This window comes from Cyanobium gracile UHCC 0281 (genome assembly GCF_034931305.1).
GTDB classification, from domain to species: domain Bacteria; phylum Cyanobacteriota; class Cyanobacteriia; order PCC-6307; family Cyanobiaceae; genus Cyanobium; species Cyanobium gracile_A.
Genome location: NZ_JAYGHY010000005.1, coordinates 1 through 21143, shown reverse-complemented (window position 1 = coordinate 21143; position 21143 = coordinate 1). Strand labels below are relative to the sequence as shown.

Below are 21143 nucleotides of genomic sequence, written 5' to 3'. Positions count from 1 at the left end.
AATGGGGGCGACGGTGGACCTCGGGTGATGTGCGAACTGCTGGCCCTCAGCGCCAACACCCCCACCGACATGCGCTTCTCCTTCCATGGCCTCACCCGCCGGGGCGGAGCCACCGGTTGCCACGGTGACGGTTGGGGGGTGGCCAGCTTCGACCCCGACGGTCATGGCGTGCACCTGTACCGGGAGGACGCTCCGGCAGCCTTCTCAAAGGCCGCCGCCGAGGTGGCCGCCCTCGATCTCAAGGCCCATTGCTCGATCGCCCACATCCGCAAGGCCACCCGGGGGGTGGTGGCCCTGGAGAACTGCCATCCCTTTCAGCGTCACTGGCACGGCCAGGAGTGGGTGTTTGCCCATAACGGGCACCTCGAAGGAACGCTGCCTGAAACACCGTTGTTCCGCCCGGAAGGTTCCACCGACAGTGAGGCCGCCTTCTGCTGGATCCTCGGTGAGCTTGAGCGGGCTGGTCTGGCTGCGGAGGACGAAGCCGGACTGTTTGAGGCCCTGACACGCGCCTCCGTGCAACTCACCTCTGCCGGCATCTTCAATGGCCTGATCAGTAACGGCCGCTGGCTCTTTGCCTACGCCAGCACCAAGCTGCACCGCATCACCCGCAGGGCTCCCTTCGCCCGGGCCACCCTCGCCGACGACGACCTCAGTGTGGACTTCACCGAGCTCGCCGGCCCCAACGACGTGGTGACCATCGTGAGCACGGAACCCCTGACCAGCGATGAACGCTGGACCCCCCTGGTGCCCGGCGAGGCGCTGTTGCTGCGGGGAGGGGAGGTCATCCGCCGCGCCGGTCCGCTGGGCGCTCCAGCGGAGAGCGAATGAACCCGGCCCCCTTCCTCCCGGAGCCAACGCCAGCGGCATCCGTCGCCAGCGCCGCCCGCTTCTGGCTGCGGCTGGGGCTGGTCAGCTTCGGCGGGCCGGCCGGCCAGATCGCGCTGTTGCACGCCGAACTGGTGGAGCGGAGACGCTGGCTGTCGGAGCGGCGCTTCCTGCATGCGCTCAACTACTGCATGCTGCTGCCGGGGCCGGAAGCCACCCAGCTGGCCACCTACCTGGGCTGGCTGATGCACGGCCTGGGCGGCGCCCTGATCGCCGGGGGCCTGTTCCTGCTGCCCTCGGTGCTGGTGCTGCTGAGCCTCTCGGCGATCTATGCCCTCTGGGGCCAGCTGCCGGTGCTGGCGGCGGTGTTCTGGGCCCTCAAACCGGCGGTGCTCGGGATCGTGCTCCAGGCGGCCTGGCGGCTGGGGCGGCGCACGTTGCACAACCCCGCCCTGGTGCTGATCGCGGCGGCGGCCTGCCTGGCCCTGGCCCTGGGCCAGGTGCCCTATCCGGCCCTGATCCTCGCCACGGCCCTGGTGGGCTGGATCGGCGGCCGGCTGCGGCCGTCCCTGTTCCAGGCCCCATCGCGAGCCGTCGCCAGCGCCACGGCCGATGCGACAGCCGACGCCCCATCCGGCGCCGCTCTGCACGACGACGACACCCCCACCCCCGCCCACGCCCGCTTCCACTGGCGCCGCCTCGCCCTCACCCTGCTGGGAGGTGGGGTGGCCCTCATCCTGCCCCTGGCCCTGCTGAGCCTGGCGGGCGGCTGGAACGGCCAGCTGGCCACCATGGCCCGCTTCTTCACCAAGGTGGCTCTGGTCAGCTTCGGGGGCGCCTACGCCGTGCTGCCCTACGTGGCCCAGGGGGCAGTGGAGACCTTCGGCTGGCTGGAGGCCGGCCAGATGGTGGACGGCCTGGCCCTGGGCGAGACCACGCCGGGGCCCCTGATCATGGTGGTGGCCTTCGTGGGCTTCATGGGGGGCTGGAACAGCAGCGGCAGCCTGTCGGCCGGCGTGGTGGCCGCCCTGGTGGTGGTGTGGTTCACCTTCCTGCCCTCCTTCCTGTTCATCCTGGCCGGCGGCCCCCTGGTGGAAGCGAGCCGCGAGGACCTGCGCGTCGGCGCCCCCCTCAACGCCATCACCGCCGCCGTGGTGGGGGTGATCCTGAGCCTGGCGCTTTATCTGGCGGGACCGGCCCTGGCCCCCGCCGGCGCCATCGACGGCGGCGCGGTGGTGGTGCTGCTGGCCGCTGTGGTGCTGCTGGGGCGGGGCCTCGGGGCGTTGCCCGTGATCGGCGCCGCCACCGCGGTGGGCCTGGGGCGCTGGTGGCTCACCGCCGGTGGCTGAAGCCAGCGGTCAGGGGATCATCCCGCAGACGAACAGCTTGTTCATCACCGGACCGGCGACCTGATCGATGAAGGCCTGACGCATCTGGGGTTCGTCGTTGAGCATGTCGAGCACGCGCTGCTCCTGCGAGCCACGCCGCTCACTGCGGGCGGCCCAGAGCTGGTCGCAGGTGGATTTCTGATAGCGCTCGATCACCTTCTTGGCCACCAGATTGACGACCGGCGACTGGGCCTGGGCGGGGGCTGCCGCAGCCAGCACGGCCGCCACACCCAGGCAGGCCATCCGACGGATCTTCATGGAGCGCAGGCGGTGGAGGGCCCTTCAACGTAGGTCCGACGCCCCGCTCAGAAGACATCCAGGGGCTCGAGACTCGGCTGCTGGATCTCGCTCCCGAGGGGCGCCTCGAACCTCAGGGTGAGCGACGACGCCTGGCGCCGCGCCGATTCGCCGCAGCTGCGCGGTATGGGGAATATCTTGCCGGGATTGGCCAGGCCGGCAGGATCAAAGGCCTCGCGCACCAGCCGCATCGTGGCCAGGTCGTCGGGGGCGAACATCCAGTCGAGGTAGCAGCGCTTGTCACTGCCCACCCCGTGCTCACCGGTGATGCTGCCGCCGGCCTCGATGCAGAGGCGCAGGATGTCGGCACCGAGGGCCTGCACCCGGTCGATCACGCCGGGCTCGTCGGCCCGATAAAGGATCAGCGGGTGGAGATTGCCGTCACCGGCATGGAACACGTTGGCCACCGGCAGGTCGTAGCGGCGGCTGAGCTCCTCGATCGCCGCCAGCACCGCGGGCAGGGCGCTGCGGGGGACCACACCGTCCTGCACGTAATAGGTGGGGGTGATGCGGCCGACGGCGGCGAAGGCGGACTTGCGGCCCTTCCACAGCAGGGCCCGGTCGGCCTCGCTGGAGGCACGCCGGATCGTGCGGGCGCCGGCCCGGCGGCAGAGCTCGCCGGCGATTTCCACGGCGGCCGTCACCTCCCGCTCCTGCCCGTCGAGTTCGATCAGCAGCACCGCAGCGGCGTCGCGGGGGTACTCGTCGCGGCCGAACAGATCGTCGACGGCGTTGATCGTGAAGTTGTCCATGATCTCCATCCCCGCCGGCAGCACGCCGGCGGCGGTGACCAGGCGCACCGCCTCACCGGCGGCCTCCATGGCGGTGAAATCGGCCAGCAGCACCGCCACACTCTGGGGCGCCCGCAGCAGCCGCAGGGTGATGGCGGTGGCGATGCCGAGGGTGCCTTCACTGCCGATGAACACCCCGCGCAGATCCAGCTCGGGGGTTTCGGCCAGGCCGCTGCCAAAGGTGGTGACGGTGCCATCGGGCAGCACCACCTCCATCTCCAGCACATGGTTGCTGGTGACGCCGTACTTGAGGCAGTGCACCCCACCGGAGTTTTCGGCCACGTTGCCGCCGATCGAGCACACCACCTGGCTGGAGGGGTCCGGGGCGTAATAGAAGCCATCGCCGGCCACCGCCCGGGTGACCCAGCCGTTGATCACCCCCGGCTGCACGGTGATGCGCCGGTTGGCCAGATCCACCTCCAGGATCGAGCGCATGCGGCTGGTGGCGATCACCAGCGCCTCGGTCTCGGCCAGGGCGCCACCGGACAGGCCGGTGCCGCTGCCCCGGGCCACGAAGGGCACCCCCCGGGTGTGGCAGAGCCGCAGCAGGGCTGCCACCTGCTCGGTGGTTTCCGGCAGCACTACCAGACGGGGCTGGGCCCGATGCAGGGTCAGACCGTCGCAGTCGTAGGCCAGCAGCTCCTGGGGCGCCGCCACCACCGCCCGTGGCGGCAGCAGGGCGCGGCAGTGGCGCTCCATCGCGGCCCAGTCGATCGTCACGCAGGGGCTCCGGTGGGCCGGGGGAGGGGGGGCATTGGTTCCGAACTTACTGAGGCCAGGCACCCCGGCACCCTTCTGGGTCAGGATGGGAAACGAATGCGTCCACCTTCCGCGGATCCCGCCTTGAGTTCGGCCACCCCTTCAGCGCCCACCTCGGCCCCTGCTCTCCTCACCACCCGATCCGAGGAGATCTTCGCCGCCGCCCAGACCCTCATGCCCGGCGGCGTCAGTTCCCCGGTGCGGGCCTTCAAGTCGGTGGGCGGCCAACCGATCGTCTTCGACCGTGTGAAGGGCGCCTACGCCTGGGACGTGGACGGCAACCGCTACATCGATTACGTGGGCAGCTGGGGCCCCGCCATCTGCGGCCACAGCCATCCGGAGGTGATCGCCGCCCTGCACCAAGCCCTGGAGAAGGGAACCAGCTTCGGCGCGCCCTGCGTGCTGGAGAACGAGCTGGCCGAGCTGGTGATCGACGCCGTGCCCTCGGTGGAGATGGTGCGCTTCGTGAACTCCGGCACCGAGGCCTGCATGGCGGTGCTGCGGCTGATGCGCGCCTTCACCGGCCGGGAGAAGGTGATCAAGTTCGAAGGCTGCTACCACGGCCATGCGGACATGTTCCTGGTCAAGGCGGGCTCCGGGGTGGCCACCCTCGGCCTGCCCGATTCCCCCGGGGTGCCGCGGGCGGTCACGGCCGGCACCCTCACCGCCCCCTACAACTGCCTGGAGTCGGTCAAGCAGCTGTTCGCCAACAACCCCGGTGAGATCGCCGGGGTGATCCTGGAGCCGGTGGTGGGCAACGCGGGCTTCATCACCCCCGAACCCGGTTTCCTCGAGGGCCTGCGCGAACTCACCAAGGAGAACGGCGCCCTGCTGGTGTTCGACGAAGTCATGACCGGCTTCCGCATCAGCTACGGCGGCGCCCAAGCCCGCTTCGGGGTCACCCCTGACCTGACCACCATGGGCAAGGTGATCGGCGGTGGCCTGCCGGTGGGGGCCTATGGCGGCCGGGCCGACATCATGGCGATGGTGGCGCCGGCCGGTCCGATGTACCAGGCCGGCACCCTGAGCGGCAATCCCCTGGCCATGACCGCCGGCATCAAGACCCTGCAGCTGCTGAAACAACCCGGCAGCTACGAGCGGCTGGAGGCGATCACCCGCCGGCTCAGCGACGGCATCCAGGCCGCCGCCGCCGAAGCCGGCGTCCCCTGCTGCGGCGGCAACATCAGCGCCATGTTCGGCTTCTTCCTCTGCGAGGGGCCGGTGCACAACTTCGAGCAGGCCAAGGCCGCCGACACGGTCCGCTTCGGCCGGCTGCACCGCGGCATGCTCGAGCGCGGCGTCTATCTGGCACCGAGCGCCTTTGAGGCCGGCTTCACCTCCCTGGCCCACAGCGACGCCGACATCGACGCGACCATCGCCGCCTTCCGCGACGTCTTCCACACGCTGGCGTGAGCGTCGGTCGTTTCCTGCGGGTCGGCACGGGGCTGCTGACCCTGACCCTGCTGCTGGTGGGCTGCGGCAGCGATGACGCCAACCAGCCCGTGGATGTGGCCGGCGGGGTGCCGGTGGGGGCTGTGCTGGCTCTCACCGGCAACGCCAACGTCTACGGCCAGGACCAGAAAATCGGCCTGGAGCTGGCGCTCAAGCAGCGCAACGGCAGCGGCGGCATCAACGGCCGTCCCCTGAAACTGGCCCTGGAGGACAGTGGCAGCGACGAACCGGGGGCCAATGCGGCCTTCACCCTGCAGATCAACCGGGGCGTGCTGGCCCTGGTCGGTCCCACCCTCTCCCAGCAGGCCTTCTCCGCCGACCCCATCGCCCAGCGCCGCGGTGTGCCGGTGGTGGCCCCCTCCAACACCGCGACCGGCATCCCGGAGATCGGCTTCTTCATCAGCCGGGTCTCCGCCCCGAGCTCGGTGATCGCGCCCATGGCCATCGCCCAGGCCCTGAAGATCCAGCCGGGGCTGAAGCGGGCGGCAGTCTTCTATGCCCAGGACGACGCCTACAGCACCGCCGAAACCACCATCTTCCAGAAGGCCCTCAAGGAGAAGGGCCTCGAGCCGGCGACGGTGCAGCGCACCCAGCTCAACGACCAGGACTTCCAGAACCAGATCAGCGCGGCGCTGCGGGAGAAACCCGATCTGATCGTGCTGTCGCTGCAGGCGGTGGATGGGGGCAACCTGATCCGCCAGCTGCGGGAGCTGGGCTACCGGGGCCTGATCGTGGCCGGCAATGGCATGAACACGCCCAACATCTATCCGATCTGCCAGAAGTACTGCGACGGACTGCTGATCGCCCAGGCCTACAGCCCCGAGCTGGACACGCCCGCCAATACGGCCTTCCTGAAAGCTTTCCAGGCGGCCAAGGGGGGGGCCATGCCGCCCCAGCTCACCGCCCAGGCCTACACGGCGCTGCAGGTGATCGGCGAAGCCCTGGTGCGCCTCGACCAACGCCAGCCCCTGGCTGGCGCCCCCCTGGCGGCGGCCCGCAAGCAGCTGATGGAGGAGATCCTGGCCGGCACCTATGCCACCCCCCTGGGCGAGATCCGTTTCACCCCCGAAGGTGAGGTGATCCAGAGCCAGTTCTTCGTGGCCCAGGTGCGCATGGATCCCGGCGGGCGCAGCGGACGCTTCGCCCTGCTGAAGTAGGCGCCGGGTGGACCTGCTTCAGATCCTGGTGAACGGTCTGTCCGTGGGGGCGGTGTACGGGCTGTTCGCCCTGGGGTACACCCTGGTGTTCTCGGTGCTGGGGGTGATCAACTTCGCCCACGGGGCCGTGTTCACCCTGGGGGCCTACTTCACCTACCTGCTGATCGGCGGCGCGGTGGGGGCCAACGGCCTTCTGGCGGGTTTTCAGCTGCCCGTCGCCCTGCCCTTCTGGGGCGCCCTGCCCCTGGCGGGGCTGGGGGCGGCCCTGGTGGCCCTGCTGGTGGAGCGGGTGGCCTTCCGCCCCCTGCACCGCCGCCGGGCCGACCCACTGCTGGCCCTGATCACCAGCCTGGGGGCCGGCGTGATCCTGGTGAACCTGATCCAGCTGCTGGTGGGGGCGGAAAGCTATGCCATCCCCACCGGCGCCCTCGGCGGCCTGCCGGCCTCGTTCCCCCTGCTGGGCGCCAGGGTGCGCACCGTGCAGGCCCTGCTGCTGGGGATCGCCGTAGTGCTCCTGGCCCTGCTCACCCTCTGGCTGGAGGGCAGCCGCAACGGCAAGGGGCTGCAGGCGGTGGCCGAGGACCCCGAAACCGCCCAGCTGCTGGGCATCGACAGCACGGCGATGGTGCGGCTGGCCTTCGGCCTCAGCGGCTTCCTGGCCGGGGTGGCCGGCGGGCTGGTGGGGCTGAGCGTCAGCATCGCCGGGCCCTATTTCGGCATCGGCTACGGCCTCAAGGGCCTGGCGGTGCTGGTGCTGGGGGGTCTAGGCAGCGTGCCGGGGGCGGTGCTGGGCGGGCTGATCGTCGGGCTGGCGGAGGCGTTCGTCCCCGCTGACTGGTCGGGCTACAAGGATGCGGTCAGCTACGGCTTCCTGTTCCTGGTGCTGCTGCTGCGGCCCCGGGGGCTGCTGGGCCGGCCGCTGCCCACCAAGGTGTGAGGGCCATGGACGCCGCCCTGCTCGAACAGATGCTCCTCGGCGCCCTGCTGGCGCTTTCGGTCTACCTGCCGCTGCGCTGCGGCCAGCTGTCCCTGGCCACCCCGGGCTTCTATGCGGTGGGGGGCTACGTGGCCGCCCTGCTCTCCACCGGCGTCCCCGCCTTCGCGGGCAGCGGCGCCACCTCACCGTTGCCGGCCCTGGTGGCGGAAATGGTCCTGGGCGGGGCCCTGGCGGGGCTGATCGCCCTGGCGATCGGCGGTCCGGTGCTGCGGCTGCGGGGGATCTACCTGGCCATCGCCACCATCGCCCTGGTGGAGATCCTGCGGGTGCTCAACCTCAACCTGCCTTTCACCGGCGGGGCCATGGGGATCTTCGGCATCCCCCAGCCCTTCGCCCACGCCGAGGGCTACGTGCTGTTCACCCTGGCGCTGCTGGCCCTGGCCTGCTGGCTGTGCCAGCGGCTGGAGGCCCTGCGGCTGGGGCGGGCGATGGCCGCCATCCGCGACGACGAACTGGCGGCCGCCTGCGTCGGCATCGACACCCCCCGCACCAAGCTGATCGCCTTCGTGGCCAGCGCCGTGCTCGCCGGCGTCACCGGCGCGCTGGCGGCCCATTTCCTCAACTCCTGGAACGCCCGGGCCGGCAGCTTCGACGCCAGCATCACCACCCTGGCCTTCGTGGTCTTCGGCGGCTCGCGCCTGTGGCCTGGGCCGGTGCTGGGGGGGCTGGTGCTCACCGCCCTGCCGGAGCTGCTGAGGCCGGTGGGCGACCTGCGCCTGATCCTGTTCGGGGCGGTGATCCTGCTGGGTCCGCTGTTCTTTCCCCAGGGACTGGTGACGGCGGAGCGGCTGCACTGGCTGGCCGCCCGGCTGGGACGAGGGCACCACCGGAGCCGTCAGGCGCCGCAGACCCCATGAACCAGAGCCCCGACGGCACCGGCCCCGTTCCCCTGCTGCAGGTGGAGGCGGTCAGCTGCCGCTTCGGCGGCCTGCTGGCCCTCGATCAGGTGAGCCTGGCGCTGGAGGAGGGGGAGATCTTCGGCCTGATCGGCCCCAATGGCGCCGGCAAGACCACCCTGTTCAACGTGATCTCCGGCCTCACCCCCCCCAGCGGCGGCCGCTGTCTGTGGCGGGGGGCGCCCACCACGGGCCTGGGGGCCAGCGGCCTCAACCGCCTCGGCATCGCCCGCACCTTCCAGAACCTGCGCCTGTTCGAGAGCCTCTCAGTGCGGGAGAACGTGCTGGTGGGCCTGCACCACGCGGCCCGCACCCCCCTGCTGGGCGCCCTGCTGGGCAATGGGGCCTTCCGCCGCCACCAGAGGGGCCTGGAGGCCCGGGCGATGGAGCTGCTCACCCTGCTGGAACTGGAGGCCCTGGCGGAGCAGCGGGCCGGGGACCTGCCCTACGGCGACCGCCGCCGGCTGGAGATCGCCCGGGCCCTGGCGACGGCGCCGCGGCTGCTGCTGCTGGATGAACCTGCCGCCGGCATGAATCCGGCCGAGAAGGACGACCTGCGGCGGCTGATCGGCACGATCCGCGAGCACTTCACCCTGACCGTGCTGATCATCGAGCACCACGTGCCGCTGATGATGCAGCTCTGCGACCGCCTGGCGGTGCTCAACTTCGGCAGGCGCATCGCCCTGGGCAGCCCCGCCGAGGTGCGCACCGATCCCCAGGTGATCGAGGCCTACCTGGGTGGCTCGGGCGGTGCCGGCGGAGACGGCCGATGAGCGCGCCGCTGCTGGAGCTACGTGGCCTCACCGTGCGCTACGGCGCCCTCACCGCCCTGCGGGGCCTCGATCTGCAGGTGAGGGAGGGGGAACTGGTGGCCCTGCTGGGGGCCAACGGCGCCGGCAAGAGCACCACCTTGCGGGCCATCTCCAGGCTGGTGGGCGCCGCCGCCGGCCAGGTGCTGTGGCGCGGCGCCGACCTGGCGGGGGTGAGCACCCACCGCACGGTGCGCCTCGGCATCGGCCACTGCCCGGAGGGCCGCCGGGTGCTGGCCCGCCAGACCGTGGCCACCAACCTGGAGCTGGGGGCCTGGCTGCGGCGCGACCGGGCCGGCATCGCCACCGACCTGGAGCGCTGCTACGGCCTGTTCCCCCGCCTGGCGGAGCGACGCCGCCAGCTGGCCGGCAACCTCTCGGGCGGCGAGCAGCAGATGCTGGCGATCGCCCGGGCCCTGATGGGCCGGCCCAGCCTGCTGTTGCTGGATGAGCCGAGCCTGGGCCTGGCGCCGAAGCTGGTGGCCGAGGTGATGGCGTCCCTGGCGGCGCTGCACGCAGGCGGCCTGTCGATGCTGCTGGTGGAGCAGAACGCCACCGCCGCCCTGGAGATCGCCGACCGCGGCGTGGTGCTGGAGGGCGGCGCCATCGGCCTGGAAGGAAGCGCCGCCGCCCTGCTGGCCAATGCGGGGCTGCGGGCCTCCTACCTGGGGAGCGGCTGACGATGCTGCAGGTGCCGCTGCTGGAGCCCCTGCTGGTGCCGCTCCTGCTGGTCGGGCTGGTTGCCGTGGCCCTCGCCCTGGTGCGGCTGGTCGGGCGCCCCTGGCTGGAGCGCACCATCCTCGAGACGGACACCCCCTCCGGCAAGGCCTTCGACGCCGTGCTGATGCTGGCGATCGCCCTCAGCGTGCTGGCGGTGGTGCTGGAGAGCGACCCGCTGCTGCGGCAGCGCTGGGCCGCCGCCTTCCTGGGGCTGGAGTGGGGCTTCACCCTGCTGTTCAGCCTCGAGTACCTGCTGCGGCTGCTGCTGGTGGCCGAGCCGCGGCGCTACGCCACCAGCTTCTTCGGGCTGGTGGACCTGCTGGCGATCCTGCCCACCTACCTGGGGCTGCTGATCGGCGGCGGCCAGCTGTTCCTGGTGGTGCGGGTGCTGCGGTTGCTGCGGGTGTTCCGGGTGCTGAAGCTGGGCGCCTACCTGCAGGAGGCCGAACTCCTCTGGAGTGCCCTGATCGCCGCCCGCCGCAAGATCACCGTGTTCCTGCTGGCGATGGTGACGCTGGTGATCCTGATCGGCGCCTTCATGTATGTGATCGAGGCCGGCAACGACGGCTTCCGCAGCATCCCGGTCGCCATCTACTGGGCCTGCGTCACGATCACCACGGTGGGCTACGGCGACGTGGCGCCGGTGACGCCGCTGGGGCGCTTCATGGCCTCGGTGGTGATGCTGATCGGCTACAGCATCATCGCCGTGCCCACCGGCATCCTCAGCGCCGAGATCGGCTTGAAGGTGCTGAGGCCTGCGGAAGGAACGTCCGCCGGAGCCCGCGAATCCCAGGCCCCCCACCAGGGGGAACTGAAGCGGCTGATCGTGTGCGGGGCCTGCCGGAGGGACGGCCATGATCCTGATGCGCGCCATTGCAAGTTCTGCGGGTCTGAGCTCTGAGTACGGTCGCCTGAGCGGGCCCGTCACCGACAAGAAGGGAAGAGGATGCCAGTGCGAAGATAAGGGAATGCTATGATAGGGGGTTATGGTTGAAAGCCCATTATGATGGCCGTCCGTCCGTCAGCCCATCGGCAGGCCAACTGAATGGCTGGCCCGAGCAATCCGCTGTCCTCTTGGCTGAAGCGCCGTCGCCGTAGGCGCAAACAAGCCAATCCAGCCCAGGGCCAGAGGAGTCAGAGGCGACGATCGCGCCAGCTTGCCGGGCTCCGGCGGACCCAGAGAGGTCGGAAGGATGGACAACCGCGATGGGTCGTTGGCACGCTCTGGTGTACCGGACTGATCCTTGTCCTCAGCCTCGGACTGCTTGGCAAGCTGGCCTTCTTCCCCGCGCCGACACCTGAGGTGGCCGTGACGGATCGGCACGCAGAGCAAAAGGCGGAATGCGAGAAACTGGCACGCAGCAAACTGGTCTATCCAGACAGTTACAAACGAGTCAGCGGCTTTGTCAAAACAGCGGATGACGGGGCGCAACGAACCTTCCAATGGACGTTCACCAGCCGGAACAACCAAGGGGGCATGGGCCGGGGGGCTGTCGTCTGCAAAGCCAACTATTATCTGAAGATGGCTACCGTCGACGTCAGGCAAGTGAACTAGCCGACAGCTCCCGTTGGCATGGGTACGGCAACGGCCGCATCGAACGGGTTGCTGGGTGGCGCCAAGCCCGATGCAAGGCATGAGAGGCTTGCGTTTTTCTTACATCAGCATGGAGAAAACAACAATTAAATTCATAACTGCGGAGCGATGGTGGCATCCATCGTCCACCCTGATACGGTGCCAACAGAGAATGATGGCACGTGGTCAACCCATTGCAACAAGACAGGATGGCCCATGGTGGTGATATCCAGAGCCGAGCCAGCCAACACCAGGACAGGGAGCAGAGCCATCACCGCCCCCCCCTGAAAGGACAGCTCAACGCGGCGATCCCCAGGGCCGTGGCCCTGCTCGCTGCCACGGGCCTGATGAGCACGGTCCAGGCTGCCGCTGCCGCCCCACTGGAGGTGACGTTCAACAGCACGATCTATACCCTTGATTTATCGCAATGCTTCGCACCTGGCACGATCCTGGCCGGCTGCAATGGCGCCACCGATGTCCGGCAGAGCTCCTGGTTCGGTAACTCCCAGCTGGCCCAGAGTCTGTCCACCGCGACGAGAGATCTCCTGGGACTTCCCAATCCCGCCCTTGGCACCGGAGTGGGACCCAGCTTCGTGTGGCAGTCGGGAAGCCCGGCCCAGTTCAACGCCAGTGTCCTCCCCTTCGACGGTTTCGAGTGGGATCCAGTCGTGAACCGTTCCTTTGCCGTGGGAGGACTCTGGAACAGCTTCACCGGCGAATCCACCGGGAGGAACACCTGGCTGGCGAAGGAGCTGGCGCCGCCCAGGCCCGTGGCCACGCCGATCCTGCCGGCCAACGACGGCACCAGCCGCAACACCACCGCCAGCCTGTTCAACCGGACGCTGCTGCCCCAGTTCCGCGGCGGCACCCTCACCGTGGCGGCCTCCGCCACCACGGTGGCGGACAATTTCACCCTGGATGACTCCAGCACCAACGCCATCGACGCCGCCGGCAACAACGCCACCTTCAGCGGCGTCTTCGCCGATCAGAGCGGATTCCAGGGAAGTCTCAACTTCCGAAACTCGGGTTCCAGCGGCGCCGTCATTCGTCTCACCGGCCCGAGCACCTACAGCGGCCTCACCAGCATCTGGGACAACGCCACGGTGGACATCGGCATCGCCAATGCCCTGCCCACCGGCACCGAGCTGATCCTCTATGGCAATGGACGTTTCAGGCTCAGGGACAACAACCAGACCATCGCGGCCCTCGGCGGCGCCGGTTTCGTTGAACTGGGATCAGGGAACCTGACAGTGAGCCTGAATGCCCCCTTCGTTCGCAATTCCAGCGCCGACATCAGCGGCAGCGGCAACCTGATCAAGGACGGCAGCTACACCCAGGTGTTCAACGGCGCCCTGAGCTACAGCGGCCTGACGCTCATCAATGGGGGAAGCCTGATCCTCAACGGCACCAGCGCCTCCGATGTGCTGGTGCAGCCCAATGGGTTGCTCGGAGGCAACGGCGTCATCAGCGCCAATGTCTTCAACTTCGGCACGGTGTCACCGGGGCAGCAGAGCATCGGCACCCTGACCATCAACGGCGGTTCCTATCTCCAGGATCAGGCGGCCACCCTGGCCATCGATGTGGCTGGCGCGGGCCAGAGCGATCTGCTGCAACTGACAGGCGCCGGCGCCGGACAGGTTCTCATTCTGGAGGGAAATCTTCGCCTTTCGAGCTTTCAAGGAGCCCCCATCACCCCCGGCATGGTCTACACCGCGGTGACCGTTCCACTTGGCACCGTCGGCGGGGACCCGGGCCTTTTTGCCGATACCGGCGGTGTGGCTGGGACCAGCGGCTTTCGATTCGTGCGCGATGAAGATCCGCTCTTCAACCTGCTGGCCAACGGCACCGCCCTGCCGAATCCAGACAAGCTGCAATTCGGCTGGCTCCAGCTCAGCCCGACGGGCGCCGTGATCCCCACCAACACCCCACCTGGAATCGCCACGATCGCCGCCGTGAAACCCACCGGTGGTGCCCTGACCCAAGCCATCACCGGAACCATCCCCACCCTGCTGCAGCAGTGCATTGCGAACACCGGGAATGCCGCTTCCTGCCAATACAACCTGACGGTGGGGGGCTCATCAGGAGCCAACGGGCCCAATGGCAACAGCATCCCCACGGCCAAAGCCATTGATGCCGGCATGTCTTCGGTGTACGCAGCTGTGGGCCAGGGCAGCAGGGGTGGCTTTGCCATCCCCACCATCAATGGAGGCTTCAGCGGCTACAGCAGTAACCAGGCCCTGGCGGCTGGCGTCACACCGGATTTCATCGCGGTCTACGGAGCCCTTTACAGCCTCCCGAGCAGGGCACAGCTGAACCAGGCCCTCCACTCCATGACCGCCGAACCTTACGCCTCGATGCAGACGGTGGCCATCGCGGCGCTGGAGCAGTTTCGGCGGAGTTCCCTGTCCCTCGGCGATGGCACCCATGCGATTCGCCTGTTCACGGATTCCGAGGAGTGCCGAGCGCCAGACGGCACCCTGATCCCCGCCAGCAGCCAGCGACGCCCCGGAGACTGCCAACCACGCAAAGTTTCCCAGGCCAGCCGTTGGTCTCTGCTGATCGACGCCAACAACACTCAGGCAAGCCTGAATGGCACCAACTCACTTTCCTCCTTCGACTATAATATCTTCCAGAGCCAGTACGGGCTCCAGTATGACGCTTCTAGCCAATGGAGTGTTGGAGCTGCCTTCGCCTATGGGCAGGCCAACCTTTACAACAACCAATACGCCAACGCCAGCATCAATGGTGATACCTATGGCGGCAGCCTATGGGGGATCTATCGCCCCTCAAAACCCTGGAAGATCACCGGGCTGGTGGGGTATACATCCTTCGAGAACAGTTCCAACCGCAGCATCAATATCGGCAGCCTCAACCGCATCGCTTCAGCCAACTGGAGTGGCAACGGCTTCACCACGGCCCTGGTGGGCGACTACGACTGGATCCTTTCGGCCAACAAGGACGATCGCAACGCCGTTCGCCTCAAGCCAACCACCTATGTGGCCTACAGCCGCTACAACCAGGGTGGCCTCACCGAAACGGGTGCACAATCGCTCAATCTGGGCGTCGACGGTCATTCGGCCGATTCCCTCGTCTATGGCATTGGCTTCACACTGGAAACACCCCTGCAACTGGCCAGCCAAACACGCCTGATCCCCCGATTGTCGGTGGGCTACGAGCATGACTTCTATGCCGGCACCAATCCCAATGAGGCGCACCAAGTGACGGCGTCCTTCGCCGAAGTGCCAGCCCTTGGGTCCATTGATGTGCTGGGGCAGAACCGTGGGGCCAACGACCTCAACGTTGCCCTGAACGTGGAACTGGAAACCTCCGATCAGTTCTCCCTCTACGCCGGGGTGGGGGGCTCTTTCCGGAGCAATGTCAATGAAATCAGCTACGGCGGCGGTCTGCGCTGGCGCTTTGGCGGTGCTCCCCGCGCTGCCGTCTCCAAGGGAGGAGCCGCGGCCACACCGCCCGTCGAAGCACCCGTTTCCGCTCCATCCGAGCCGGTCGCTCCAACCATCCGCGGCCTGTGGTGAACGGCAACGCGAGAACGTCGCCCATGGTGCCGATGAATGGCACCAGCTTGCGAGATGTGCCACAGGATTGTTTCGTGGCCCTGGATTTCGAAACGGCTGATCAAGGCAGGGACAGCGCCTGCTCCGTCGCCCTGGTACGGGTGGAGAAGGGAACGATCGTGCACCGCGAGCACCGCTTGATTCGCCCGCCGCGGCGCACCTTCCAGTTCACTTCCATCCACGGCATCCGTTGGTCGCAGGTGGCAGAGGCTCCAACGTTTGGGGAACTCTGGCCGGAGCTTGCGTCCTGCCTGGTCGGCGCCCATTTCATTGCCGCCCACAATGCCAGTTTTGACGCCAGTGTGATGCGAGCCTGCTGCGATCAGGCCGGCCTGCGGCCGCCGTCCCAGCCCTATCTCTGCACGGTGAAGATCGCCAGGCAGGCCTGGAACCTTCGTCCGACCAAGTTGCCGGATGTGTGTCGACATCTGGGCCTGAGCCTCAAGCATCATGAGGCCCTTTCCGATGCTGAGGCCTGTGCCAACATCGTTCTGGCCGCCATCAGCGAAAGGCACGCACCAGGTCGGTGACATTGCGGCGCATCACCGCGCCATAGGTGGCCGGCGTCAGGGAGGCTTTCTCCGTACTGGTCTCCATGGGATCAAAGACGCTGATGCGGAGGCCGAGATCCCCGGCCAGGGCATTGAAGGAACGGTTGCCCTGCTGGGGTTCGCTGAGCAGCGCCCTGAGCTGGGTGTGTTTCACCGTGTCCGCCACGCGGGCCAGATCCACCGGGGAGGGGTTCTGCTCGGGCACATCCACGAGGTACTCAGCCTTGAGGCTGTAGCGCTCGGAGAAATAGGGAGCGAAGTCATGCACCACCACGAAGGTCTTGCCCCGGAACGGGGCCAGCTGCTTCTCGAACTCCCTGTTCAGCTGGCGTAGCTGGGCCGTGAAGGCGGTGGCATTGCGGCGATAGCCATCGGCGCAGGCCGGATCAGCCGCCATCAGACCGTCGCGGATGTTGTCCACCTGCTGGACGGCGCGCATCGGATCGAGCCAGATGTGGGGATTGATGGCGCCATGGGCATGGTCGTGGTCGTGATCGGCTGCGCCACCACGCTCCTCCGGGTTCTCCAGGGTGGCGATGCCGGAGCTGGAGTCGATCACCTGGAGCGTGGGGTTGGCGGCACCTTCGACCAACTTGTCCAGAAAGGACTCCATGCCCAACCCGTTCTTGACCAGCACCTTGGCGTTCCTGAGGGCCGCCATATCCCCGGGTCTGGCCTGGAAGTCGTGGGGGCCGTTGACGGCGGGGATCAACGCCGTCACCGCGGCGCAGTCGCCGGCCACGGCGCGGGTGAACAGGGTGATCGGCAGGAAGGTGGTGAGCACCAGGGGGCGATCGGCGCGGCCGCCCTTGGCTTCCGGCGTCTGCAGCGCGGGCCGGCAGCCCAGCAGCAGAACGGACAGCGCCGCCACCACGGCCAGCAGGGGACGACGGGATGGGGACTGGCGGCGCCGGAGAAGGATGGGAGGAGACATGGGAATCATTCTCAAGTTAGCAGCCCATCCTCTCCCCTCTCATCGGAAACCGCGTCCATCACTACCGCCCCGGCGTGGAGAGCTGCCTAAGGTGTCGGCTGAGGATCAGGCCGATGGCACCGGAACGCTTCTTCCTCGAACTGGATCCCCCCCAGGAGGCCATGCGCGACTGGCCCCACGTGGTGATCGTGGGCGGTGGCTTCGCCGGGCTCAAGGCCTGCAACGCCCTGGCCGGCAAGCCAGTGCGCGTCACCCTGATCGACAAGCGCAACTTCAACCTCTTCCAGCCCCTGCTGTACCAGGTGGCTTCCGGGCTTGTCTCGGAGGCCGACGTGGCCTCGCCCCTGCGCCAGATGGTGGGCGAGGCGGCCAACATCCAGATCCTGCTGGGCGAGGTGGTCGACATCGACCCCGCAGCCAGGGAGGTGGTGTTCAACGACCACCACTACGGCTACGACCACCTGATCCTGGCCAGCGGTTCGGGCAGCACCTATTTCGGCCATGAGGAATGGCGGCCCCTGGCGCCGCCGATGAAGATCCTTGAGCACGCCGATGAGATTCGCCGCCGGCTGCTGATGGCCCTGGAAGAAGCCGAGCAGACCCGGGATCCCGAGCGGCGCCGGTTCCTGCAATCGGTGGTGGTGGTGGGGGCCGGTCCGGCGGGGTGCGAACTGGCCGGCTCCCTGATCGAGCTGATGCACCGGTCCGTGGCCCGGGACTTCAAGCAGCTCGATCGCGCCCAGTGCCGGGTGATCCTGCTGGATGCCGTCGACCGGGTGCTGCCGGCGATGGCCGCCAACCTCTCCAGGGACGCCGCGCTCTACCTGGAGCGGGCCGGCGTGGAGCTGCGTCTGAACACGATGGTGGCGGCGATCGAACCGGGTCGGGTGATCCTCAAGCCCCCCCCGGACGTCTCCGCTGACGAGGCGGACACCGGCGGCGATGGCCTCGGCGACCTTGAGGCGGCCACGATCTGCTGGACCGCCGGGGTGCGCGCCTCCCGCCTCGGCCGGCTGCTGGCGGAACGCACCGGTGCCCCTGTCGATCGGGGCGGCCGGCTGCAGGTGGAGGCCGACTTCTCGCTGCCGGGTCACCCGGAGATCCGGGCGGTGGGCGATCTGTGCCACTACGCCCACACCGGCGACGGCCGGGTGCTGCCGGGCATGGCGGGGCCGGCGGTGCAGATGGGCGGCTGGGTGGCGGGCGACATCCTGGCGGGCCTGGAGGGGCGCCGCAGCGAGCCGTTCCGCTGGTTCGACCTGGGCAGCATGGCCGTGATCGGCCCCTGGTATGCCGTGGCCGATCTGCGCGGGCTGCATGTGAGCGGGCTGGCGGGCTGGGTGCTCTGGGCCTTGGCCCATCTCGCCTTCATCCCCGACACCGAGAACCGCATCGCCCTGTTCAGCAAGTGGATGTGGCAGATCGCCACCCGCCAGCGCACGGCCCTGCTGATCACCGGCCGGCCCGACCAGCACCTCGGCGTCGATGTGGGTCTGGAGAGGGCCGTACCGCCCGGCTCCCTGACTCAGTCGCCGGAGGAGCCCCCCTCCGGGCCCTTGAATCGACTGATCAGCACCCCCAGAATCACGGCGATGTAGAGCGGACCGGCGATCCCCAGCACCACGCTGGCCATGCGCGCTGGAGGCCGGGAGGGTGTGATGTCGCCATAGCCGGTGGTGGTGAGGCTGACGAAGGCGAAGTAGTTGATGCGGGCGAAGTCCAACTCCCAGAGGTTGTTGGCGGCCACCCCCGCATGGGAGCGAACGATGGCGGCCTGGCCATCGGCGCTGTTGGCCAGGAAGCTGCCGGGCTGGATCGTTTCCAGCACGCTCAGCACCAGGCCGCCACTGAGGCCGAGCAGCAGGTAACCGGCCACCGCCCCGACCACCACCGGTCGGGTGGCCCGGGGCTCGCGGCCCAGGGTCCGCACCAGCCGCACCAGGCTCCAACCGATGAACAGGGTGGTGATCAGCAGCAGGGGCACCCCGGACAGGCGCCGCCCCTCGGGCGTCAGCAACCAGTACAGCTGGGCGAAGAGGTTGGCGCCTCCCAGCGTCAGGAACAGCCGATCACTCCAGGAGCGCCCGAACCGTCCGGCCAGGAAGCCGCTCAGCTCCACGGTGGTGAGGACCGTGATCAGGAAGTAGCCCATCGATCCGGCCAGGCGCAGCGTCTGGGGAAACGCCAGGCTCAGCATCACCAGCAGGCACAGCACCAGCAGCCGGCGGTAGAAGCGATGCCGCCGCCGCGCCAGAGCGTCTGGCGTGGCCGGCACTGCCAGAGGTCGGATCACGGAGGCATGGACTCAGAACCGTCAAGGTAAGCCGCGTCTCAGCGACAGCCAGCGCCCCTGAGACGCAGAGGCGGATCCCCGCCTGATACTGGAAACACCCGCAAGGAACCCCATGGCCTTCCGCCTCCGGCCCGCCACCCGCCTGCTGCCCGCCGCCGCGGGGCTCCTGCTGGCGCTGGCCCCCCTGGCCCCGGCCCTCGCCCAGGGCATCCCCTTCAACGAAGTCCGGGCCCTGAACCTGGCCCGCAACGCGGCCGTGCTCAGCAACGGCGGGCTGACGGTCTACACCCCGGCCAACTGCATGTTCAGCACCTCGGCGGCCTCCAACCCCTGCCTGGTGAGCAGCGACGCCGACGGCTTCGTGTACCGCTTCCTCGGAGGCCCCCCTGGCTGGGAGGCCAAGGGGCTCCCAGCCACCACGGAAACCGAGATCAAGATCGCCCCGGACGGTCGCCGGGTGGTGGCGATCCTCTACAACGGCCCGCCGCGCTGAGCACGGCGGTCGGCCAGGGGAAAGCGACCTAACCTCCCACCAGCCTCCCCAAGCCCTTGTCCGTTCCCACTTCCCCGACCCTGCGCTGGGTCACCGCCGGCCTGCTGCTGGTGGCGGCCGTGCTCTGTCTGGCGCTGCCATTCGTCTCGGCCACCCTGCTCACCATCGCCCTGGGCGGCGTGGCAGCGGCGGCGGGCGTCTCCCAGCTGCTGCGGCTCACGTCGGCCGATGACACCCGCACCAAGGTGTTCCGGGCCATTTCCGGGGTGCTCTACGTGGTGGGCGGCATCGGCCTGGTGGCCTTCCCGGTGGCCAGCACTGTCAGCCTGACCCTGTTCATCGGCGTCCTGCTGGCCGTCGAGGGGGTGATGGAGCTGGCGGGCGCCGCCGCCGGCGCCGGGCCGGCCCGGGGCCTGGTGCTGCTGGATGGGATCGTCACCGTCGTGCTGGGGGGGATGCTGATCGCCGAGTGGCCCTCCGACAGCCTCTGGGCCATCGGCACCCTGTTCGGCTTCGGCCTGGCCTTCTCCGCCTTCAACCTGCTCACCGCTCCCGCCGCTCCCGAGGCCTGAGGCTCATTCGGCCACGGCCGGCCCTTCGGCGCGGCGCGGATCCACCGCCCCCAGGCTGCCGCCGCCCTCCAGCACCTCGACGCTGTTGGCCGCCCCCATGGCCGGGGACTGGCGCACGGCATGGCCCATGGCCTCCAGCAATCGGCGGGTGTCGGGACTGAGGCCCTGCTCCAGATCGATACGATCCGGCCAGAGCTGACTGTGAATCCGAGGAGCGGCCACGGCGCTGGCCAGGTTGAGGCCATGCACCACCCGGTTGAGCAGCACCTGGAGCACGGTGGTGATGATGCGGCTGCCGCCGGGGCTGCCGGTGGCGATCCAGGGGCGGCCATCGGGGCGGAACATCAGGGTGGGGGCCATCGAACTGAGGGGCCGCCGGCCCGGCGCGATGGCGTTGGCCGATCCCTGGCGCAGGCCGAAGGCGTTGGCGCTGCCGGCTCTGGCGGTGAAATCGTCCATCTCGTTGTTGAGCAGGAAACCCAGGCCCGACACCGTGATGCCGTTGCCGTAGGGGAAGTTGAGGGTGGTGGTGAGGGCCGCCAGCCCGCCCTGCCGGTCGGCCACCGAGAGGTGGGTGGTGTTGGTGCCTTCCCGCGCGGCGGCCGACTCCAGGGCCGGGGCCGGGGTGTGGCGCTGCGGATCAATGCGGCGGCGCAGAGCCGCGAGATGGGCCGGCGACAGCAGCCGCGCCACCGGCACCGCCACCTGCTCGGGATCGCCCAACAGGGCATTGCGGTCGCGGTAGGCCAGGTTCATCGCCTCGGCCATCAGATGCAGGCTGGCGGCGGCGTTGAGGCCACTGCCGGCCAGATCGAAGGGCTCGAGGATCCCCAGCAGCTGCAGCAGGGTGAGGCCGCCGCCGGGGGGGGGCATGGTGAGCAGCGGATGGCCGCGGAAGCGGCCCTGCAGGGGGGCCACCAGCCGGGCGCGGTAGGCGCGCAGATCGGCATGGGTGATCAGCCCGCCGCCCCGCGCCATCGCCGCCACCAGGGCATCGGCCACCGGCCCCCGGTAGAAGCCCCGCTCCCCTTCGGCGGCGATGCGCCCCAGGGTGACGG

20 protein-coding genes are annotated in these 21143 nt (G+C 69.0%); 15 read left to right on the top strand and 5 right to left on the bottom strand.

Features of this window, described 5'->3' with window-relative positions; all coding sequences use genetic code 11:
• Nucleotides 1-27: 27 nt before the first annotated feature.
• Nucleotides 28-831, top strand: a complete 804-nt coding sequence (locus VB739_RS02590) for a class II glutamine amidotransferase (RefSeq protein WP_323355573.1) — start codon at nucleotides 28-30, stop codon at nucleotides 829-831.
• Complete coding sequence (chrA, locus tag VB739_RS02585) at nucleotides 828-2177, top strand: chromate efflux transporter (protein WP_323355572.1); 1350 nt, start codon at nucleotides 828-830, stop codon at nucleotides 2175-2177. The genes VB739_RS02590 and chrA overlap by 4 nt, the downstream gene beginning before the upstream one ends.
• Nucleotides 2178-2186: 9 nt before the next feature.
• On the opposite strand, the gene VB739_RS02580 is transcribed toward chrA, so the two are convergent.
• On the bottom strand, nucleotides 2187-2474 hold the full coding sequence (locus VB739_RS02580) for a hypothetical protein (RefSeq protein WP_323355571.1): 288 nt from the start codon (nucleotides 2472-2474) through the stop codon (nucleotides 2187-2189).
• 47 nt (nucleotides 2475-2521) lie between these two features.
• Entirely contained in the window at nucleotides 2522-4003 is a 1482-nt protein-coding gene (locus tag VB739_RS02575; RefSeq protein ID WP_416233291.1) for an FAD-linked oxidase C-terminal domain-containing protein, read from the bottom strand.
• Between the two features lie 144 nt (nucleotides 4004-4147).
• Here VB739_RS02575 and hemL point away from each other — a divergent pair, with 144 nt between their 5' ends.
• From hemL to VB739_RS02525, 10 genes are all read left to right on the top strand, one after another.
• The gene (hemL, locus tag VB739_RS02570; RefSeq protein WP_323355569.1) at nucleotides 4148-5476 is read left to right on the top strand and encodes a glutamate-1-semialdehyde 2,1-aminomutase; all 1329 of its coding nucleotides are present in this window, start codon (nucleotides 4148-4150) and stop codon (nucleotides 5474-5476) included.
• A complete protein-coding gene (locus tag VB739_RS02565; RefSeq protein ID WP_323355568.1) occupies nucleotides 5473-6672 on the top strand; it encodes an ABC transporter substrate-binding protein in 1200 nt (399 codons plus the stop codon). Before hemL ends, VB739_RS02565 begins: the two co-directional genes overlap by 4 nt.
• Nucleotides 6673-6679: 7 nt before the next feature.
• Complete coding sequence (locus tag VB739_RS02560) at nucleotides 6680-7609, top strand: branched-chain amino acid ABC transporter permease (RefSeq protein WP_323355567.1); 930 nt, start codon at nucleotides 6680-6682, stop codon at nucleotides 7607-7609.
• Nucleotides 7610-7614: 5 nt separating this feature from the next.
• Nucleotides 7615-8526 (top strand): branched-chain amino acid ABC transporter permease, encoded by a 912-nt coding sequence (locus VB739_RS02555; RefSeq protein ID WP_323355566.1) that lies wholly within the window; start codon nucleotides 7615-7617, stop codon nucleotides 8524-8526.
• Nucleotides 8523-9338, top strand: a complete 816-nt coding sequence (locus VB739_RS02550; RefSeq protein ID WP_323355565.1) for an ABC transporter ATP-binding protein — start codon at nucleotides 8523-8525, stop codon at nucleotides 9336-9338. The genes VB739_RS02555 and VB739_RS02550 overlap by 4 nt, the downstream gene beginning before the upstream one ends.
• Entirely contained in the window at nucleotides 9335-10054 is a 720-nt protein-coding gene (locus tag VB739_RS02545; protein WP_323355564.1) for an ABC transporter ATP-binding protein, read from the top strand. The genes VB739_RS02550 and VB739_RS02545 overlap by 4 nt, the downstream gene beginning before the upstream one ends.
• 2 nt (nucleotides 10055-10056) lie before the next feature.
• Nucleotides 10057-10995: an ion transporter gene (locus VB739_RS02540; RefSeq protein ID WP_323355563.1), complete on the top strand. Its 939-nt coding sequence runs from the start codon at nucleotides 10057-10059 to the stop codon at nucleotides 10993-10995.
• Between the two features lie 402 nt (nucleotides 10996-11397).
• A complete protein-coding gene (locus tag VB739_RS02535; RefSeq protein WP_323355562.1) occupies nucleotides 11398-11649 on the top strand; it encodes a hypothetical protein in 252 nt (83 codons plus the stop codon).
• A gap of 338 nt (nucleotides 11650-11987) precedes the next feature.
• On the top strand, nucleotides 11988-15203 hold the full coding sequence (locus VB739_RS02530) for an autotransporter domain-containing protein (RefSeq protein ID WP_323355561.1): 3216 nt from the start codon (nucleotides 11988-11990) through the stop codon (nucleotides 15201-15203).
• A 56-nt stretch (nucleotides 15204-15259) separates the two neighbouring features.
• Complete coding sequence (locus tag VB739_RS02525) at nucleotides 15260-15772, top strand: 3'-5' exonuclease (RefSeq protein ID WP_323355664.1); 513 nt, start codon at nucleotides 15260-15262, stop codon at nucleotides 15770-15772.
• Here VB739_RS02525 and VB739_RS02520 read toward each other — a convergent pair.
• Nucleotides 15744-16727 carry a metal ABC transporter solute-binding protein, Zn/Mn family gene (locus tag VB739_RS02520; protein ID WP_323355560.1) on the bottom strand — a complete coding sequence of 328 codons (984 nt, stop codon included), beginning with the start codon at nucleotides 16725-16727 and terminating at the stop codon, nucleotides 15744-15746. The genes VB739_RS02525 and VB739_RS02520 overlap by 29 nt on opposite strands.
• Before the next feature lie 113 nt (nucleotides 16728-16840).
• Between VB739_RS02520 and VB739_RS02515 the strand changes: the two genes are divergently transcribed.
• Nucleotides 16841-18325, top strand: a complete 1485-nt coding sequence (locus tag VB739_RS02515; protein WP_323355559.1) for an NAD(P)/FAD-dependent oxidoreductase — start codon at nucleotides 16841-16843, stop codon at nucleotides 18323-18325.
• Here VB739_RS02515 and VB739_RS02510 read toward each other — a convergent pair.
• Nucleotides 18253-19020: a potassium channel family protein gene (locus VB739_RS02510; protein ID WP_323355558.1), complete on the bottom strand. Its 768-nt coding sequence runs from the start codon at nucleotides 19018-19020 to the stop codon at nucleotides 18253-18255. The two genes, VB739_RS02515 and VB739_RS02510, sit on opposite strands and share 73 nt — an antisense overlap.
• 112 nt (nucleotides 19021-19132) lie before the next feature.
• On the opposite strand from VB739_RS02510, the gene VB739_RS02505 reads away from it, so the two are divergent.
• The gene (locus tag VB739_RS02505) at nucleotides 19133-19513 is read left to right on the top strand and encodes a hypothetical protein (protein ID WP_323355557.1); all 381 of its coding nucleotides are present in this window, start codon (nucleotides 19133-19135) and stop codon (nucleotides 19511-19513) included.
• A gap of 56 nt (nucleotides 19514-19569) precedes the next feature.
• Nucleotides 19570-20085, top strand: a complete 516-nt coding sequence (locus VB739_RS02500; protein WP_323355556.1) for an HdeD family acid-resistance protein — start codon at nucleotides 19570-19572, stop codon at nucleotides 20083-20085.
• A gap of 3 nt (nucleotides 20086-20088) precedes the next feature.
• On the opposite strand, the gene VB739_RS02495 is transcribed toward VB739_RS02500, so the two are convergent.
• The coding region (locus tag VB739_RS02495; protein ID WP_323355555.1) for a gamma-glutamyltransferase family protein at nucleotides 20089-21143 on the bottom strand (1055 nt) is incomplete at its 5' end.